At 52.3% G+C, this 19,226-nt stretch carries 17 protein-coding genes; 11 read left to right on the top strand and 6 right to left on the bottom strand.

Annotated features, from left to right (window positions below; all coding sequences use genetic code 11):
• Nucleotides 1-125: 125 nt before the first annotated feature.
• Complete coding sequence (locus AC0LWM_RS06585; protein ID WP_474674113.1) at nt 126-1,547, bottom strand: extracellular solute-binding protein; 1,422 nt, start codon at nt 1,545-1,547, stop codon at nt 126-128.
• Between the two features lie 150 nt (nt 1,548-1,697).
• On the opposite strand from AC0LWM_RS06585, the gene AC0LWM_RS06580 reads away from it, so the two are divergent.
• The gene (locus tag AC0LWM_RS06580; RefSeq protein WP_474674112.1) at nt 1,698-2,744 is read left to right on the top strand and encodes a hypothetical protein; all 1,047 of its coding nucleotides are present in this window, start codon (nt 1,698-1,700) and stop codon (nt 2,742-2,744) included.
• 17 nt (nt 2,745-2,761) lie between these two features.
• Here AC0LWM_RS06580 and AC0LWM_RS06575 read toward each other — a convergent pair whose 3' ends face one another.
• The 3 genes from AC0LWM_RS06575 to AC0LWM_RS06565 all read right to left on the bottom strand — a co-directional run bounded on the left by AC0LWM_RS06575 (nt 2,762) and on the right by AC0LWM_RS06565 (nt 6,331).
• Nucleotides 2,762-4,093, bottom strand: a complete 1,332-nt coding sequence (locus AC0LWM_RS06575; protein ID WP_474674111.1) for a DHHW family protein — start codon at nt 4,091-4,093, stop codon at nt 2,762-2,764.
• A 23-nt stretch (nt 4,094-4,116) separates the two neighbouring features.
• Nucleotides 4,117-5,526 carry an MBOAT family O-acyltransferase gene (locus AC0LWM_RS06570; RefSeq protein ID WP_474674110.1) on the bottom strand — a complete coding sequence of 470 codons (1,410 nt, stop codon included), beginning with the start codon at nt 5,524-5,526 and terminating at the stop codon, nt 4,117-4,119.
• A 175-nt stretch (nt 5,527-5,701) separates the two neighbouring features.
• Nucleotides 5,702-6,331 (bottom strand): YfbR-like 5'-deoxynucleotidase, encoded by a 630-nt coding sequence (locus AC0LWM_RS06565; protein ID WP_474674109.1) that lies wholly within the window; start codon nt 6,329-6,331, stop codon nt 5,702-5,704.
• Between the two features lie 308 nt (nt 6,332-6,639).
• On the opposite strand from AC0LWM_RS06565, the gene AC0LWM_RS06560 reads away from it, so the two are divergent.
• Nucleotides 6,640-9,024: a polyprenyl synthetase family protein gene (locus tag AC0LWM_RS06560; RefSeq protein WP_474674108.1), complete on the top strand. Its 2,385-nt coding sequence runs from the start codon at nt 6,640-6,642 to the stop codon at nt 9,022-9,024.
• Nucleotides 9,025-9,070: 46 nt separating this feature from the next.
• Here the strand turns inward: AC0LWM_RS06560 and AC0LWM_RS06555 are convergent, their stop codons facing one another.
• On the bottom strand, nt 9,071-10,222 hold the full coding sequence (locus AC0LWM_RS06555; protein WP_474674107.1) for a DUF4261 domain-containing protein: 1,152 nt from the start codon (nt 10,220-10,222) through the stop codon (nt 9,071-9,073).
• Nucleotides 10,223-10,368: 146 nt separating this feature from the next.
• Here AC0LWM_RS06555 and AC0LWM_RS06550 point away from each other — a divergent pair, with 146 nt between their 5' ends.
• The 7 genes from AC0LWM_RS06550 to AC0LWM_RS06520 all read left to right on the top strand — a co-directional run bounded on the left by AC0LWM_RS06550 (nt 10,369) and on the right by AC0LWM_RS06520 (nt 15,918).
• Nucleotides 10,369-10,926: an RNA polymerase sigma factor gene (locus AC0LWM_RS06550; RefSeq protein ID WP_474674216.1), complete on the top strand. Its 558-nt coding sequence runs from the start codon at nt 10,369-10,371 to the stop codon at nt 10,924-10,926.
• On the top strand, nt 10,913-11,710 hold the full coding sequence (locus AC0LWM_RS06545; RefSeq protein ID WP_474674106.1) for a hypothetical protein: 798 nt from the start codon (nt 10,913-10,915) through the stop codon (nt 11,708-11,710). Before AC0LWM_RS06550 ends, AC0LWM_RS06545 begins: the two co-directional genes overlap by 14 nt.
• 168 nt (nt 11,711-11,878) lie before the next feature.
• On the top strand, nt 11,879-12,583 hold the full coding sequence (locus tag AC0LWM_RS06540; protein ID WP_474674105.1) for a PspA/IM30 family protein: 705 nt from the start codon (nt 11,879-11,881) through the stop codon (nt 12,581-12,583).
• Between the two features lie 24 nt (nt 12,584-12,607).
• Entirely contained in the window at nt 12,608-13,639 is a 1,032-nt protein-coding gene (locus AC0LWM_RS06535) for a TFIIB-type zinc ribbon-containing protein (protein ID WP_474674104.1), read from the top strand.
• Nucleotides 13,636-14,424: a TPM domain-containing protein gene (locus AC0LWM_RS06530; RefSeq protein WP_474674103.1), complete on the top strand. Its 789-nt coding sequence runs from the start codon at nt 13,636-13,638 to the stop codon at nt 14,422-14,424. The genes AC0LWM_RS06535 and AC0LWM_RS06530 overlap by 4 nt, the downstream gene beginning before the upstream one ends.
• A 20-nt stretch (nt 14,425-14,444) precedes the next feature.
• Complete coding sequence (locus tag AC0LWM_RS06525; protein ID WP_474674102.1) at nt 14,445-15,434, top strand: SPFH domain-containing protein; 990 nt, start codon at nt 14,445-14,447, stop codon at nt 15,432-15,434.
• A gap of 58 nt (nt 15,435-15,492) precedes the next feature.
• Complete coding sequence (locus tag AC0LWM_RS06520) at nt 15,493-15,918, top strand: YkvA family protein (RefSeq protein ID WP_474674101.1); 426 nt, start codon at nt 15,493-15,495, stop codon at nt 15,916-15,918.
• Nucleotides 15,919-16,115: 197 nt separating this feature from the next.
• On the opposite strand, the gene AC0LWM_RS06515 is transcribed toward AC0LWM_RS06520, so the two are convergent.
• Nucleotides 16,116-16,760 carry an SGNH/GDSL hydrolase family protein gene (locus tag AC0LWM_RS06515; protein WP_474674100.1) on the bottom strand — a complete coding sequence of 215 codons (645 nt, stop codon included), beginning with the start codon at nt 16,758-16,760 and terminating at the stop codon, nt 16,116-16,118.
• 253 nt (nt 16,761-17,013) lie between these two features.
• Here AC0LWM_RS06515 and AC0LWM_RS06510 point away from each other — a divergent pair, with 253 nt between their 5' ends.
• Nucleotides 17,014-17,736, top strand: coding sequence for a YebC/PmpR family DNA-binding transcriptional regulator (locus AC0LWM_RS06510; protein WP_474674099.1), 723 nt, complete (start codon nt 17,014-17,016; stop codon nt 17,734-17,736).
• A 198-nt stretch (nt 17,737-17,934) separates the two neighbouring features.
• The gene (locus AC0LWM_RS06505; RefSeq protein ID WP_474674098.1) at nt 17,935-19,191 is read left to right on the top strand and encodes an ATP-binding protein; all 1,257 of its coding nucleotides are present in this window, start codon (nt 17,935-17,937) and stop codon (nt 19,189-19,191) included.
• Nucleotides 19,192-19,226: the final 35 nt, after the last annotated feature.

Here is a 19,226-nt window from a genome sequence, read left to right as displayed (position 1 = left end):
CAACGTTTAACAGATATTGCGTCACTAAAATTGGTACAGGTTTAGTACCAATACCATTATATCACGGTGAACTTGAGAACCGTCAACCATAAAGTCATCTTTTCCCACGAAAAAAGGAAACCGCTTCAAAATTCCGCGATTTCCTTGTAAGCTGCGCCCTCCGTCATCGACTTGCCAAACCGATCTCTGAGCCTCGACGTCAGCTCATCCGGGGTTTCGAATCCTGCCCAGAACTTCCTCATCTCTTGAGGAATAAGCTGTTCGATGCTTGGATCAGGCCAAATATCGTTCATAAAATAAAATTGCTCCTCTTCTCCCGGGTTCACGCCAAGCGCGTTTCGTTCGAGATCCGTCCATACTTCTTCATTCACTTGCGGATAAACGGACAGAAACTTGGCTTGTTTCGCCATTCGTTTCTGATAATCCGTACGCATGGCGAATTGCACAAACTGCTTGGAGAGCTCCGGATTGCCGCTCGTTCGCGGAATCATCATGCCGTTGGCGATCGTCATGTTCCCTTTCATGGCCCGCGGACTTCTGGGCAGGGGGATGACCGTCACGGGGAAATTCGGATTATTCATGCTCGTGGTCAGCGTGGAGGTCAGAAACATGCCCAACCTGCCTTCATCAAACAGCTGAGCCAGCAGCTCCCAGTCATTCACGGCCATAATCGGGCAAACGCCCTCCCGATAGATGAGCTTCTGGATGAAATCGAGGAACTCAGGCAGCCCTTCCGTATTCAGCTCTCCGGATTCGTTTTGCATGAGCGGACAGCCATACTTCCTGGCGAGTACCGGCCATCGGTATACGGATGACGACAGCCCTAACCCGTAAATATCGTTAAGGCCGTCCCCGTTCGAATCGCGGGTCATGATTTTGGCGGTTCTGACGAATTGGTCCCAATCCCAGTCCCCTTGGGGCATGTCCAGACCGTGAAACGCGAACAGATGGGGATTGCACGCTAGGAAGATCGGTGAATAAGTTAGCGGGACGGCATACTGCTTGTCGTCATGGCTGAAAACCTGCATCAGTTTGCCTTGCGTTATGTCCTGTTCCGGCACGATGTCATCCAAGGGCATATATTCATCGAGCGGCAATCGCTGCATGTCGCTGGCGCTCATGATGACGATGTCCGCATGGATGCCGAAGCTGGACAAGTCCTGGAGCAAATCCTCATTGCTCACCCCGGTGCCGAATTGCCGGAATTCCACGTTCGGGTAATGTTCCTTGAACATTTCGATCAGAATGGGGAGAGCCTTCGACACGTAGGAGGAATGCTGCGGACAAATGATATTGATCACGTTGGTTTCATGCTTGCCGATATCGAGATCCTTGGCCACCATGGTCCCTCGGCCGACCATTTTGACCAGCAATCCCTCGTTCGTGAGCAGCTCCAGCGCCTGGCGTAGCGAATTTCGGCTGATATTGTATACTTGGCAAAGCTCTTTTTCGGGAAGAAGGAATTGGCCCGGCTTCAAGAAGCCCGACAAAATTTCCATTCGCAGTTTCCCGGCTAACTCGATATATCGAAATTCCCTTTTGATCAACAAGACCCCTCCATATATTCGCAAGCTTCCTACTCGCTATTATAAATGTTTCTCAGCAGTTGGTACAGGTTTGGTACAAAAGAGCGTTGACAGCGTTTTCAAGCGAGTGATATAGTAGCGAGTGAAAAAATCGCCAAGGGGGCATGATCCGTGAATACGTTGCGCAAAGGCGTCGCTTATCATGGCAACCGGATCTTAAAGCACGTTCATGAAGACATGATTGACATCGTCAATCACCATTTCAATTTGGTCGTTCATATGTTTTCTCACACGGATTGGGACCGTCACCGGAGCATCATGAAAGAAATTGTGGCGATCACGGAGGGGTACGGCTTGGAGGTATGGATCGATAATTGGGGGTTAGGAGGGCCTCCGGGAGATAAATCGCACTTCCTGTCCTACCACCCGGATTGCCACCAGATTTATGCCGACGGAACGCGGGCTCCTGTCCATGTGTGCTTGAACCGCAAGGAATTCCGCAGCTTCACGAAAGAATGGATCGATACCGTCCGCGAGATTGGGGGACGCAAAATTTTCTGGGACGAGCCGCATCTGATCATGAAGGAAGGCAGCGACAAGCAGCCGGTATGGACGTGCCGTTGCCCGGTTTGCCGGCAGCTTTTCGAAGAACGCTACGGAAAGCCCATGCCGAGCGAGCTCACTCCGGAAACGGAAGCCTTCCGCGTGTGGACGATCGCGGATTATTTTAACGAAGTGACAACCTATAGCGGCTTAAAAGGGATGGAAAATATCGTCTGCGTGATGCTCGGCGAGTCCTTCGGCATCCATCTGGACACGCTTGGGGAAATTGCTAGGCTGGAGCATCTGCATAATATCGGGTCAGACCCGTATTGGGGTTGGGACGGCACTAAGGATCCTTACACCTTCGTTTATGAATCGACACGCAAAAACCTGGACATATGCAAGCGGTACGGCAAGGATCATAATATTTGGATTCAAGGCTACGGGACGAAGCCGGGTACGGAGGAGGAAATCGTTCAGGCCACGGATGCGGCATACGATGCGGGGGCAAGGAACATCCTCGTATGGGGGTATCGCGGTTCCGAATCCAACGACTACCGGGCCAAGCACCCGGATATGACCTGGAAAACGATCGGCGATGCCATGCACCGCATTACGGAGAAAGAGCGGGAGGCGCTGCGGCTGCAGAAGCGAAAACAGTTGGGGATCGAGTGAAGGTGCTAAACGACTTTTTACCCCCGAATCAACTTCCGCAGCTGATCCGCGAACCCCTTGTCCATGGTCACGTGCGCGTTGTTGACGTAGAGAATTTCCCCGATGCGATGCTTTTGAATAAACGGCACGATCTGCTGGTCGAATTGGCGCGGGTCGACGACGAAAATCTCGGCGTAATGCGGAAGCAGAAAAGGGACCAACGCGTTGCCGTAGGAGTCTTTGATCACCAACAGCCTACGGTCGTTGTTGGTCTGCGTCGTGATCTGGGACCAAGGACGGTCCCCGCTTAGGAAGATGCGGTATTTGTTCTTCTTGGCGGCATGGCCCAAATCGATGAGCGGCATGTCTAGAGAGCCGGTATAATGGACGGCGTATCGATGCTTCACGAATGGCTTGTAAAATACGATCGTATCCGGACGAGCGGCAAGCCCGCGGTTCATGGTCGAGGCATACAACGAGCCCAGAAAACCCGGCACTTCCCCTTTTTCATAAGCCGTAAGGGGTACCGGTTGCATGCCCTTGGCCTCTGCAAAGGCGGCGTAAGCATAATAAGCCCCGGTCGCTGTCCAATGGTGGTCCGTGCGGAAGAACAAAGCCTCCTCCGCATGAAGGCTCATCGCCGATAAGGCATCGATCTTCGCGATCTCGGGGCCGATCTTGGCGTATACGTCGTCGGTGGCTTTCCTCTGCGAACCGGAAAGCGACTTGAGCTTCGCCGATTGGATAAATTCGGCGGCGGTCGGAGCGAGCAGCACCGAGGATTGGACGGTGTTCGGGATAGCTTCGTTGATACGCGCTTGGATCCGATTGATCGCGTCGGCATAGTCTTGCCCCGCAGCGGCATTGTAACCGAACAGGTTCACGGCCCTGTCCCCGAGGATCAGCATTCGGCCTAGAACCTTTCCCTTTGCTTCGGCAGCCGTCAGCGTCGGGAGAGGCCCGGCGGCCTGCTGCGCTTTTGATTGCGTCCCCGGCGACGGCGGCTCGATTTTGCCCGCATTGGAAGTACTTTGACCAGGGGAAGCGGGTTGGGCCTCACCGGTATTATTCGCGTTCGAATTCACGATGATCGCCGAGTCGCTGCCGGGTTTGCCCTGCAACGAGGCAATGAATTTGCTCGTTTGTACGAGCGAATCGCGAAACCCGATATGATCGGCGGTGTAATTTTCGAGCTGACGGAAATAGGCGCCCGACCATACCGTCTGTAACGAAAAGTCGGGAAACGAAGCAAGTTTGCGGTTTTCCGTCTCCGAGCCGGCCGCGGTCATGCGAAAAAATAGCATTAACGCGGATCCTGTGACGAGGAAGCCGATAAAAAGCAGAATCTGCAGGAAGTTCCCAATCCGCATGTACAGTGACCTCGCTATATTTTTTAAAAACGGAAATAGAAAAACGGCGTATACGTCTTCCCGACCAGCAGTATGGCGGAAATCGTTAAAAGCGTTAAACATCCGACAGGAACCAATGTATTCAGGTAGACGGCTTTAATCGCATTCCGCGTGCGATCGGCGATGATGCGGTGCAAACGTGCGGTCAACGGGAGTGCCGATACGCAGGCAATGAGCAGCAGCCAAACGTGATTTTGAAGATGAATGAGCGTTTCCGTGTCTGCCCAAGGCGCGCTGTTCAGCCCGAACATCGCTCGAAGATATATCCCCCCGCGACGCATCGATTCGAAATAGAAGAACACCCAGCCGACCAAGACGATGACGCCGAAATATAGATGCGAAAAAAGCTTCGGGAGACGAGACATCACCGCTAACAGAAACTTTTTCTCCAGGCCGATCAATACCCCGAAATATAAGCCCCACAGCACGAAGTTCCAACTGGCTCCATGCCACAATCCGGTCAGAGACCATACGACGAACAGATTGAACCAAGGCCTGCGGCGATTGCCGCCCAAAGGGATGTATACATAGTCCCGGAAAAAGCCGCCGACAGATATGTTCCAACGGCGCCAAAACTCGGTAGCGCTCCTCGACATGTACGGGTAATTGAAATTTTCCTTGAACGTAAAACCGAACATCCGGCCTAAGCCGATCGCCATATCCGAATAACCGGAGAAGTCGAAATAAAGCTGCAGCGCGAATAACATGATGCCAAGCCACGCCCCGAGTACGGACAACATTTGCAAATCGCCGTCGAGAAAGGTTGGAGACAGTTCGGCAAGGGAGTTGGCCAAAATCACCTTTTTTCCGAGACCGATCGCGAAGCGGCCGACCCCGTAGCTAAATTCCGCAATCGTCACGGTGCGGCGGCTCAGTTGATGCTGGACATCCGCATACCGGATAATCGGACCAGCCACGAGCTGAGGGAACATCGATATATAGAGCAGCAGCTTGGAATAAGACCGCATGGCGGGCGCTTCCCGGCGATAAACGTCAACCAGATAGGAAATGAGATGAAACGTATAAAAGGAAATCCCGATCGGAAGCCCGGGATCATGATAGGCAATCGGAATCGAGGTTAATGAAGCGAACGTTTGGAGGGCAAGGCCGAGGTACTTGAAATAAAAAAGAAACAGGACCTGGCCGGCAATCGAGGCTGTGAGAATGAGCCGCGAGCGAGCCGAATCTCGGCTTCGTTCCAGGAAAAGCCCTCCGATCCACCCAAGCAGCGTGTTCAGTAGCAAAATAACGATCCAGAACGGCTCCCCCCACGCGTAAAACACCAGCGAAAAGAGCAGCAAGATCCCGTTCCTCCACTTGTCCGAAGCGGCGAAATAACTGAAAAGCGCGAGAGGAAGAAACGCGAACAGGAAAATAAAGCTGGAGAAGACCATACGTTCACACCCCGATGACATCCTCGAATGGTTAGTATTATAAACATTCAATGGCATAATATTCATATTGAAAGCCAGCCGCAGAGGCCGGCTTATTGTGCATCCGGGATGAAAATAGGCAGGAGGGGAGCTAACTCGCGAGGAGGAGGAGGTTAGAAGTAAGAAAAGGCCGCCGCTATGACGCAAGCGCCTCGTTCGAAATCTCGGCAATATTGATCGGAGATTTCGATCCTTCGCTGACCAAATCGGGCAAAATGTGCTGCAGGAAATAATCCACGCAGTGAAGTTTGATTCCTTTGATTTTGATCAGCGCATTTCGGTACATCACGATAAATTCCTTTTCTAAATTTCCTCTTTGAAGCTCCGCAAAGGCTTCGTAAATCTGATCCATTTTATCCGCAACTTCTAGGATTTGTCCTTCCACCGAATCGTCCTTGCCCTCGCGCAGCTGCCTGCGAAAGATCGGCTTGAACTCCTCCGGAATATGCTCGTCGATGAAGTGGGCGACCATGCCTTCCTCCACTTGCTGCAGCATGGCGCGAAGCTCCAACGAATAATGCTTAACGGGCGTTTTAATATCCCCGATAAAAATTTCGCCGTAATCGTGGCTGCTCGTAATTTCGTATAGCTTCTTCCAATCGACAGTGACGCCGTTGCTTTCTTCGATATCCGCCAATGTTTTGGCGTATTGAACGACTTTCCATGAATGCGCGGATACGCTGTGCTCTTGAAACTTGAACTTGCCCGGGCAGCGGATGATGCGCTCCAAGTCGGTTAGCGACTGAAAGTACGTATGAATCCCCATAATTTGAATTCCTTTCCGCGATGAGTGTGTTGTTCGCTGCTTTTCGTATAGTATAAGCTCCGTTTGTTAATGGATGATTAATTCTAATAGGGAGTATTGCTAAATTTGAGTTCATAAATGAGAGCCGGACTTTTTACCCTCTTTGGGACGAACTGCCCATCGCCTATAGAATGAAATTGTAACCTTGGCACTCTTTTTTCGTATTATAACCAAGAAGTGGACTTGGCAAATCCGTTACAGCTTGCGGAGAAACGTTTCCCCGATCATGCATGCTGTCATTCCAACAAAGAAGTTGAGGTTATACACCTATGATGGAGCAACTCATCGTAAATCCCGATATTCGTTATCGGCTATCCGAGCAGAAGGCCGCCCGCTATTTTGCATCGCTCTATGAGCAAGTGACGGCAAAGACGTATGTGCCTACCCTGACCGAGGACTTTCAGCTGTGGGAACGAAACCATATTCATCGCCGTTCATGGTTATCCTTTTTATCATGGGGAAAAAGAATACCTAACGCAAGGGATGACCGCCGATACATCCAATGGCTGACGCAAACAGGCAAATTGGACGATTACCTGGATCGAAGCGTTTCCTATATGTACATGAGGGATCTCGGCAAAGCCATGGATTCGCCGGATACGCAGGCCAGAATTCAGCGTGTAGCCGCCGACATTAAACATCACTTGACTCGTTCCGACGGGGGAAACAAGGGAGAACAGCCGGAGTTCATCAGTTTGGCGGAGCTGTATCGGTGGGCTCAGAAGGAAGGCGTCGAGACCGCCGTCATCTGGGTAATCGACAAGCTGAAGGCCGTATCGGCCCATATTCCGGAAGAAATGAATGCCGAGCATGCCCAGCGCAAGCTGATTAAAATAATTTTAGGCGTCGTCCTGCATGCGATCGAAGAGATGGGCGAGGAACGATCACCCGCGGAACGTGCCAAGATATTAGATGAAGCGATCCGGCTCGGTTATTCCTACGGTCTGACGTATCCGTTTATTGACGATCTTCTGGACGCGCAGGTGTTAACCGCCGGGGAGAAGGCGCAATTCTCCCGGATGATACGTACCGCGCTTCTCACGGGATCGGTGCCGAAATTGGGCGAGTGGGCCGGAACCAAGCAGGATTTCATTGGGTACGTGCACGCGGAGCTGAAGGAAGCTTTTGAATATATTAATCGTTATCAGCGGCCCGAGACAAGGCACCTGTTTTTCGAGCAGGCCTACGTATTTTTTCACTCGCAGGAACTGGACCGCGCCAAGGTTCTGTCCGACGCATCCTATACGAACGAAGAGCTGTATATTCCGATCGTTTTAAAATCCGCTTCCTCCCGCTTGATCGCCCGTTCCGTCCTTCATGCTCCGATGGACGAAGGCTTCGAGAGCCGTACCTTCTATTATGGCATCTACAACCAATTGGCCGACGATTTCGCCGATATGTTCGACGATATGAGAGACGGCGCGGTAACGCCTTACACCTATTATTTAACCTACCGCGATCGGCGCCCGGATTTGATCAATCCTTTTGAATTATATTGGGCGGTTATTTACCACCTAATCCATAACGTGTATCATTCCGACGCCAAAGCCCGCGAGGTCATTTTGGATCGCGCCATCAACGGTCTGAAACGTTGCAAAGCGCGCATCGGCACGGAAAAGTATAACGGCATAATGGAAATTTTCGCTTCCGGAAACCCGGCGTTCAACCGGCTGGTTCAGCATATGGTTCATAAAGCGGACGACGTCGATTTTTTCGACAAGCTGCTTCGGGACCAATTGATCGTCATGCTGAAAAACGAACGGAAGGTAAAGGAGGAGTTTTTCGAGGCGATTCAAACGGCTCGCGAGCAGATCAACAACACCTTGCAAATCGTCAAGCCCGCCGGCATTCCGCCGATGAAAGAGACGCTGATCGATGCGGCCAATTACAGTCTCGCCGGTGGCGGGAAACGTCTGCGCCCGATCTTGACCTGGGTTATGGGCGTGCAAGAATATGGACTGCAGGCGCCGGCCATCATTCCTTTATTGAGATCGCTCGAGTATATGCATACGGCATCTCTCATTTTCGACGATTTGCCGTCCCAGGATAATGCGTCTACCCGCAGAGGACGCCCTACGCTGCACCGGATGCACGATAGCGCCACGGCGGAATTAACCGGCCTGCTGCTCATTCAGCGGGCGACGCAGGAACAAGCGTCCCTCGACCCATTCGATCCGAAAACGGTGCTCGCCCTGATCCGATATTCGGCTCAGAAAGCGGAAGATCTATGTGTCGGACAGGCGATGGACTTAAGCTCCAAAGGAAAAGCTTTGACACTGGAGCAATTGAATGCGATTTGCTTTTACAAAACCGGACTGGCGTTTGAGGCCGCTTTGGTCATGCCCGCCATTCTTGCGCAGGTGAATGAGCAGGAAATCGCGATTTTGAAATCATTCGCTTATCATGCGGGCATCGCTTTTCAGATCAAGGATGATTTGCTCGATTTCGAGGGGGATGACCGCTTGCTCGGGAAACCCGTCGGCCAAGATGCCGAAAACGGCACTTCGACTTTTGTGACTATTCTCGGGCGTGAAGGCGCCAAAAAAGCGATGTGGGATCACTACTGCCGCGCCATGGAGGCGCTCAAGGAGATGCCGCGCCGTGCCGGTTTTCTGAGGCTTGTGTTGCATTACATGATTAACCGGGACCGTTAAGCGGAAAAAGAGCAGGAAGCACATCGCTTCGCTGCTCTTTTTAATCTTAAAATTTGATTTTCAAACTATCTCCCTTGACATACACGCCCTCGGAACGAGTGATCGGCAGCTTCTGTTCCGCCGTGAAGCCGATCGTTTCTCCATCCTTTAACGTGACATTATACTCCACGACATAGCCGGAAATGTCGATCAGGAAGTCTCGCAGCTCGGCGGGGGTTACCTGGCTGTCCAACACTTCGATTTCGTCCTTGCCGAACCGGTTCAGCCCGGCCGTATAGCCGCTTATTCCCGTTTCCGTCCCGACAAGGCCGAAGTGAACCAGATTCAATAAAGGAAAGGTGTCTTCATCGGACTTCATCAGTTCAGCCATTTCTACAAAGAGCTCAGGCTGGAATACGGTGCCGGACGAATAAAACCCGATCGCATTCGGCAGCTTCAAGCAGCTTGCCGCCGCTTTGGCATACAGCCTTCCGCTGTCCAGCGGGGAACCGGAGCGGGTTAATACGGCCACGATCATTTGGGCCACATGGGTTTTGGCAACCTCCGCGGCTTCCTTCCAGAGGTAGTTGCCCTGCGCGTAATATTCGGCCTCGCCATCCGGCACGGGAGCGTCGATAAAGCTGATGGCTACGGTGAAGCCGTCTGCGTCAAAGACGAGAATTCCGTCCTTTTCTTCCTTGGGATGCTCGCTTTCTTCGTCTGCCTGCGAACAGGAAATGTTCCAATCCTGCAGAAGGTTGGCCTTCACCTGATCAAGATCGCACGCCGAGGAGTTCAACAGAACGAACCCGTTAAAGATGCCGGATGAATCGGACGAGTCGGATGAGTCGCCGCTAGGCTCATGATCGTCATTTTCCGATTGGGCCGCTTCCAAAGCTGCCGCCTGCTTCATCCAATATTCGCGGATCATTTCGACCATGGCGATTGCTTCTTTCTGCGCGGTAGCCGGATCATAGAGCTGCATCTCGCTGAAGACGTGGCCGCAATGCTCCGCGTCGGACGGCGTTTCATAGCCGCCGCATACGCCGAGAAGCCATTTTCCGAACATTGTTTTTTTGTATTTGAATATGTAGTAATGCATGCCGTGCAAATCAAATTCCCCTGCGATTTCAATTTTGCTAGGTTTGTGGCCAAGCTCGCGTTCATTCGCCAGCCAGTCAATCATCGATTGCGTAGCCGCTTGTTGTTGGGCAGTCATGGCATCTTCTCCTCTTATTTCTGCTATGATTCTATTATTGTATATACTACTAACTGCTAAGGTGTTTATCAACCTGATAGGTTGCCGGAAGGGAGGCGTCCATCGGAGGTGAACCTAAGCCATCCGTGTTTTGTCTATATATCGAGGTGAGAAGGTTGGGGGACGAGTATTTAAAACATTTGCGCAGCATGGACCGGCACACACTTGAGGACATTATGGGGAAATACGGGCAGAAGGTATGGAACTACGCCTATTGCATAACGAAAAACCGAAGCATGGCGGACGACGTCACGCAGGATGTGTTTCTCCAGGTATACCGTCATGTCGCAACGTTCCGGGGGGAGTCTTCGGTGCTAACCTGGCTGCTCCGAATCACCCGCAATATCAGCTACAACTATCGCAACACGGCGTTTTTCCGCAAAGTCTCCCTTGTGGATGCGATCATTCCCAAGGAGCACGGCCATTCGGCGGAGGATGCTTATTTGGAACGGGAGGCGGCAAGCGAGGTGTGGAGGAGGGTGCTTCTGCTGCCGGCGAAACACCGGGAGGTGCTTACGCTGCATGCGCACTATCAACTGCCCGTCGAGGAAATCGCCTTGCTGCTGAAGATTCCCGCGGGAACGGTGAAATCGAGATTATTCGCGGCACGGAAGAAGTTATCGAGCTTAATGAAGGAGGAGAGCGATGTCGATGAAATCATCTGATCCGGATTGGTATGCGTCGCTGCGCCAGGACCCGTTCAAGGAAAGCACGTTTACATATGAATTGGCGGCAAAAATCCAGAAGGAGGCCGGGTTGTTGGATCGTGGAAAATTCGGGTTGCGCCGACTGCTGCTTGGGGCTATGGGAGTAATCTGCGCGATGGGGATCCTATGGATGGTAAAGGAACAGGGCGCTTTCGGCTTTATGGCCGATCCGGCCGCGGCAACGTCTTCGGCATCGGGAACGGCACCATCACCGGCGGCGTCCTCAAAAACACTTACGGATAGCGAATGGAAAAGTTTTGTCGATTCAAACTCGGGGAAAGAAGAGTACAAGGAAGTGTTGTACCGGAAGAGCATCCGGGAAGACGCGACGCTGGTGTTCTCAAAGCGGCTTGTGGGCGTTCCGGGCTTCAAGCTGCCCATCCTGGAGGCCGACTTGTTCCTATGGGACGACAAAGCCGCGTCTTGGAAGCAGACGACGTCAGGCACCTATTCCGTACCGTTCGACGAGATCAAGACTGGAACCACGACGAAGCTGACGACAACCCGATTTCGATTCGGAGAAGATGTCACCATGTATTTCGGCGTGATCGTTGATCCCGGGATTTCCGATGTGATTGTCTCCGACAGCGGCGGAGAGCGGCATTCTGCCTTTATAGTCCTCGATAAAGACGGCTACACCTATTGGTTCGCCGCTCTGCCAAGGCAAACGGGCGATAATAAGGTCCAAAGCTTGGATGCTTCGGGGAATGTTGTGACGGAGGATCGTTATTATAATTCTTGAACGATGAATATGCGAAAAGTCGATCGGATTCTCCCGGTCGGCTTTTTGCCGTCATTCCTCGTTTTCCTTACGTCTGGCATTCCTCAATCTTGTGGCAAATGAAACCTTTTTCCCGAATATAATGTATCATATAGATAACGCGAAATCTTGTCGGAGGAGGAGTGCCGCTTGGGTATTTTATCGAGGTTCAAGGATATTATGGCGAGCAACGTAAATGCCTTGTTGGATAAGGCGGAAGACCCGGAGAAGACGATTAACGAGTATATGCGGAATGCGAGCGGCGATTTGGGTAAGGTGAAGGCGGAGACGGCTTCGGTGCTGGCGGAGGAGCGAAGAGCGAAGCGGGCGCTCGATGAATGCAAAGCCGAGATCGCCAAGCTGCAAAATTATGCCGAGAAGTCCGTGCAGGCGGGTAAGGAAGCGGATGCGCTGAAGTTTCTGGAGCGAAAGGCCGCGCAAACGGAGAAGCTGGATCAGCTGCAAGCTGCTTACGATACGGCTCGCGGAAGCGTCGAGGGCATGCAGCGCATGCAGGATAAGCTGACGGCGGATCTGGGACGGCTGGAGGAAAGGCTGGCCGGCTTGAAAGGGAAGATGGCCGCGGCCAAGGCGCAGCAACGCCTCAATGCGCTCGGTTCGGCTTCGGGCGATTCCGCGCTGGATACGCTGGAGGAGAAGGTGAACAAGGCCTATGACGAGGTGATGGCCGTTGCCGAGCTGAGAGCCGGAGCTAAGGACGACTTCGACGACCTGTTCGCGCAGTTTGAGAAGAGCAACGGCGGGAGCCCCGGCTCCGGCCCGACCCCGAGCGCAAACCCGAGCCCGGAAGAAGAACTTCGGGCCATGAAAGAACGAATGAACAATAAACCATAACGGCGTCGTCATTGAGGTGAGTGCATGCAGGTAATCGAATACAAATGCCCGAATTGCGGCAGCGGCATGGTGTTTGACAGCGCCGCGGGCACGTTGTCCTGCCACAGCTGCGGCAGAAGCGAGAATATCGAGACGGCTCCCGATCCTTTGGCGCACAATACGTTTGCGGAGGACGAAGGCCATGAGTATCATTGCACGAGCTGCGGAGCCGTCATTATGGCCGAGGCGGAGACGACGGCTACAACGTGCAGTTTTTGCGGATCCGCCGTCGTTTTGGGCGACCGGCTGACGGGGAAGCTGGCTCCGGCGAAGGTCATTCCTTTTGCGATCAGCAAGGAAGAGGCGATGAGCGCGTTCAAGAAATGGTGCAGGAACGGCCGCCTGACGCCAAGCGGGTTCATGACCGCGGATCGGGTCAAGAGCATCACCGGCATTTACGTGCCTTTCTGGCTCTATGATCTGGATAATCACATCGAGGCCCAGGGGCCAGCCACGAAGGTGAGGACGTATACGCAAGGCGACTATCAGGTTACGGAAACGCAGCATTTCGATGTCTACCGGAAGCTACGCGTCAACTATGTGAGGGTGCCGATCGATGCCGCGGCGAAAATGAACGACGTGCTGATGGATAAGCTGGAGCCTTTTCCTTACGATCGGTTAAAAAGCTTCAAAACTCCCTACCTCGCCGGCTACATCGCGGAAAAATATAGCTACGACGAAAAAGAGCTTTTTCCGCGGGCCAAAGATAAAATAAGCAGCTATATCGATGCTTATATCCGATCCACGACGGCAGGGTATACGACCGTGAATTTCATCGACCGGCAGATCGATACCGATTTGAAACGCGCGGAATATGTGCTGCTGCCGGTATGGATGGTACACTATGACTACAATAGGCTGGAGCATACGTTTGCGATGAACGGCCAGACAGGCAAGGTGGTCGGCAAGCCTCCGATCAGCAAGGCGAAGGTGGCTGCATGGTTCGCCGGCATATCGGGCGTCTCCCTTTTGTCGCTGAAGCTGATCTCTTGGATGATGGGGGGAGGATTTTGGTGACAAGGCTTAAAGCGATTGCGGCGCTCCTGCTCTTCATTGCCATCGGGCTGGCCGTTTCGATGGGAACCGCGGCGGGCGAAGCGGCCGTTCAGGCGAAGAAGCTGATTTACGACGAAGCGGGCCTGCTCAATCAGGCAGAGTCCGATCGGCTGAACGAGATGGCCGGCGAATACGGCGCCAAACGAGAAACGGACTTCATTGTGTATACGACGAGCAATGCGGGGAATGCCGACGTCAAGAAAATGACGGAGGACTTTTATGACGAGCATGGGCCCGGGTATGACAAGGCGCACGGCAATGCTGTCATTTTGACGCTGGATATGCGAAACCGGGAGCTGTATTTGGCCGGCTTTTACAAAGGGGAGGACTACCTCGACGACGAAAGGCTGAATAAAATACGCGACACAATCAGCCCGTATTTAACGGACGGCGAATACGAGCTTGCCTTCCAAACGTATATCGAAAAAGCTTACAAATATATGGGCTACCGCCCGGGGGTGAACCCGGACAACATTTTATTCAATATTTGGTTCCAGCTTGTGGTGTCGCTCGTCATTGGTGCGGTTGCCGTTGGCATCATGGCTTATAATTCGGGCGGCCGCGTTACGGTATCATCACATACCTATGAGGATGCAAGCACGTCGGGGGTTCTGGACCACCGGGACCTGTACCTTCGGACAACAACGACGAAACGGAAAATCGAAAGGAACAACCGAAGCGGCGGCGGAGGCGGAGGCGTTACCGGCGGTGGCCATTCGCACAGCGGCAGCCGAGGATCATTTTAACTTGAAGAAAGGGGTAAGGCATGATGTTTTTCAAAAATCAATTCGCGAACGTGGTGGAATGGGAAGAATTTCGGGACGACATGATTTTCTGGAAATGGAGCAACCGGGAGATCAAAAAAGGAAGCAAGCTGATCATCCGCGCGGGGCAGGACGCGATTTTTATCCATAACGGGAAGATCGAAGGGATTTTCGAGGACGACGGGGAGTACAACATCGATTCGGAGATCATCCCGTTCCTCTCCACGCTGAAAGGCTTCAAATTCGGTTTCAACAGCGGGATGCGGGTGGAAGTACTGTTTGTCAACACGAAGGAGTTCACCGTCAAATGGGGAACGCAAAATCCGGTGTTGATCCCAACTCCACAATTGCCGGGCGGCATGCCGATCCGTGCCAACGGCACGTTCAATTTTAAAGTGAACGATTACGTCACGCTCATCGATAAAATTGCCGGGATGAAGGACAGCTACCTGGTGGAGGACGTAAAAATCCGGATTACGTCGGTACTGGACCAGCTGTTGATGAAGTGGATCAGCAAGGAAGGCAAGGACATGTTCAATCTGCAGGCGAACGCTTCCGATATCGCCCAAGGCATCCGCGAGGACCTGGACATGCAGGTGATGGACAACGGCATGACGATTACGGGCTTCAACGTGATGAGCTTCAGCTATCCGCAGGAAATCCAGGATAAGATTACGAAGACGGCTTCCTACGAAATGATCGGCAATGTGCAGAAGTACCAGCAGGTGGCGATGACGGACGGCATCGCATCCGGGAACGTGAAGGGCGGCGGCGCCGCCGCGGATATGGCCGGCATGATGATGGGGATGAACATCGCGAACGAAATGATGAAAAATATGAATCCGAACCAAAAGCCAGCCGACAATCAGCAACCTGTGCCTGCTACGGGCTCCTCTTCGCAGGGCGGCAAAAAGCCGAACTTCTGCCCGAACTGCGGCACGAAAAACGAAGGGGCCAATTTCTGTCCGAATTGCGGGCAAAAGCTGGGCTAGCCGAAACAAAGCGGCCCGGATGAGGCGGATGGAAGGCGCATGAGAGGGAGAGCAGAGCATGGATAACTCCAAATACGAGAAGTTTTTTACGGAAGAAGGGTTTTGGGGCAAATTAAAAAAATACGCCAAGGATGCCGGACTCAAGGTGGTTTACAGCGGTTTGTTGCTTTATTATGCGCTGGAAAGCCCCAAGACGCCCCTACGGGCCAAGGTGCAAATCTATGGAGCGTTAGGTTACCTGATTCTCCCGATTGACGTCGTGCCCGATTTTGTGCCGGTTGTCGGTTATGTCGACGATTTGGGGGCTTTGATGCTGGCGATCGGCGCAACCGCGATGGCGATCGACGGCAACGTCAAGAACAAAGCCAAGGACAAGCTGCACGACTTTTTTGGAGCCGGCGCGGCGGACAATCCGGATATCATCGATATTGACGCGCATATCGTGGAAGATGACGACGTAGAGCGGACGACGCCTGCGAAATAATGTTAAAGCCAGCCACCTCATTGCAGGAGGCTGGCTTTATTTTTTGGAGACGATCGTCGTCTCAGGCGAGCGTTGACCCCGTTTCAAGCAACGTCTTCTTCCCCGAAAGGACGATCGGCACGCCGTTTTCGAGGATTAGTGAAAGGGGAATTAACGATTTAAAAAGAAGGAAGGAACCTCCAGCGCGGAGGTTCCTTTTATTTGGTGTGAATAAGGTAAGGGGTTAAACCCTTGGCAATAACCCGATGCCCCCGATCATTAGGATGGATGGGCGGGGAGCCGCTGAGCGCATCCTCAATCTTGCCGTTGCGGTACCCGGAAATAAGAGCCGCTTGTTGTCCTTCAAACCATAGATGAGCGGGAGCGAGCGCTGCACCGTGGCTCCGGGCGATCTGCTGCGTCATTTGATTCAAGCGTGAAATCCACTGGGCCGCAAGCGGGCTGCCCGGGAACGGATTGTATTGCGTGCAGCACACGATTCGGGCATTGCTCTCCTTTTGGATTTGAGCCAGAATGGCACTCACGTTTCGTTTATAGGAGGCTTCCAGCTGCTGATCTTGTATGGGTTGCGCGTTTCGAAGCGACTGCAGCGCGGCATTCGCCAAATCGACGCCCCCGATCCAAACGGAAACAACGACGGCATGGCGAATCATCGGCGTTCCCCGCGATCGCACGGCATCCAGCAAGTCGGTGCTGCTCCAACCCGGCCGGGCCAATACATATCCCTTAACGCTACGATCGTATGACTGTAAAGCGTTCAACGCCAATCGGGAAAAAGCTTTTTCCCGTGACGAGGCCTCTTGCCCGTACGTAATCGAATCGCCTAGCGCTGTGTAAATCATCGCAATATATCACCAACTTCGTTTTCGTCGTGGCTGCGATCTGCAAATCTGCAAATCTGCAAATCTGCAAATCTATCTACGATATCATATGGCAACAATGTGCGCGATGTGCGGGCGTTTGCGATCTATGCGCAAACGGCCGCCGGACCGTCTCGGTAATGCTCAAACAAAATTTTCAATCGTTGGATTTGCCCAAACCCGCCATATAGCGATATAATTATTCATATTTATTGTGGAAAGCGAGCGAGGACGTATGGGTCGTAAATGGAACAATATTAAAGAAAAAAAGGCGAACAAGGATGCCAACACAAGTCGAATATATGCGAGGTTCGGCCGTGAGATCTACGTCGTAGCGAAGCAAGGCGAGCCGAATCCGGAATCGAACCAGGCTTTGAAATTCGTGATCGAGCGGGCCAAAACGTACAACGTACCGAGAGCGATCATTGATCGCGCGGTGGAGAAGGCGAAAGGCGGTTCGGACGAAAACTTCGACGAGCTGCGTTACGAAGGCTTTGGCCCGAACGGCTCCATGGTCATCGTGGACGCATTAACGAATAACGTGAATCGTACCGCTTCCGAGGTACGCGCCGCATTTAACAAAAACGGCGGCAGCCTTGGCGTAAACGGTTCGGTATCGTATATGTTCGATCAGACGGCGGTGATCGGTCTCGAAGGCAAAACAGCCGAAGAAGTGCTGGAGATCTTGATGAATGCGGAATTGGACGTTCGCGATATCATCGAGGAAGAAGACGGGGTCATCGTTTACGCGGAGCCCGATCAGTTCCATGTTGTGCAAGACGCACTCAGACAAGGGGGCGTTACGGATTTTACCGTGGCCGAACTGACGATGCTGGCTCAGAACTACATTACACTTCCGGAAGACGTGCAAGCGCAATTCGAGAAGTTGATCGACGTGCTGGATGATCTGGACGATGTTCAGCAAGTGTACCATAACGTCGAGTTGGAAGACGAATAAATTCAGGCGCCCAAAAACCGAACCGTTGCGTTCGGTTTTTTTTGTGGCCATGCCGTCCCGCCGCCAAACGGCCAACGCGGGTTCATCAGCCTCGCCATAAGCTCTTTTCGCGCTTTCTCGTATTAATCCGTATTTTTTTATGTTATATTCAAGGAGATATGAATTCGGGCAACATAAATATGGGTAGCGGGGGCAAGCATGCTAAGCTATTTCAAAGATTTTTTGTTGAACATTTTTATCATCGGTTCTTTGTTTATGCTGTATCCCCATATTCATAAAGCCCAAAGCAGAGCGGCAATGTACCGTTTCTTGTTGTATTTCCTCTTCTCGGCCGCGTTAGTCGCTACGATGTCTTTTCCGATCAATTTGAACGGACTAAACTATGATTTTCGATCGATTCCTTTAGTCGTAGGTTCTTTATATGGCGGATGGCCAATATGCGTATTGTTATACTTAACGCTTTTCGTTTACCGCTTCTTTATGGGGTATCCCAGCGGAGCCGTGTATGGCCTATCCTTGCTGCCTAGTATGATGCTCGTGATTTTGTTTCTTCGAAGATACGAGCATATGAATTTATCGCAAAAAATCGCCGTATCCATGTTGCTGTGCACGCTTATTAAACTGATCACGTTTACAATCTACTTGACGGTTACACAGGATCTCGGTAAAATGCTGAGCCATCCGATCGATTCGGCGTTGGCCTACGTAGTGCAAGGCTTCATCGCTGGATTGTCCGTCTATGTCATCGAATTTCTCAAGCATTACAACCGCATGCAGGAAGAGTTCCTGAAGAGCGAGAAGATGAAAATCGTCGGCGACATTGCGGCGTCCGTGGCGCATGAAATCCGCAATCCGCTGACAACGGTTCGAGGCTTCATTCACTTGTTCGGGACGGCGAATTTATCTCAGGAGAAGAAAGAAGCGTATAAGAAGCTATGCTTCGAGGAGCTGGATCGCGCGGAGTTCATTATTGCGGACTACCTGTCGCTCGCCAAGCCCGACCCGGAACATGTCGAGAAGATTAATGTGCAGGATGAAATGATGTATTTGTCTAACGTGCTGTCGACGTACGCCAGCTACAATAACATTGAAATTTTTGTGGATACCTCTAACGAAGGCGCTCTCTACACGATCGGTGACCGATATAAATTCCGACAGGCGTTAATCAATATATGCAAAAATTCGATCGAAGCAATGCCCGGCGGGGGTGTGCTGAAGCTTCGGGCGGACAAGCACCAGGAAGGCGTCGTTATGATCATCCGCGACTCCGGAGCGGGCATGACCCAGGATCAGATCAAGCGGCTCGGGACGCCGTATTATTCGACGAAGGAAAAAGGCACCGGCCTTGGGACGATGGTGTCATTTAACGTCATTAAGAAGATGCATGGGAAAATCGATATCAAAAGCGAGCTCGGGAAAGGGACGGAGTTTGTATTGACGTTACCGGCTTCATAAGCGTACATAAAGAAGAAGCAGCCTGACAGGGCTGC

Source organism: Paenibacillus sp. sgz302148 (genome assembly GCF_056120465.1).
This window is presented reverse-complemented; position numbering and strand designations above follow the sequence as displayed.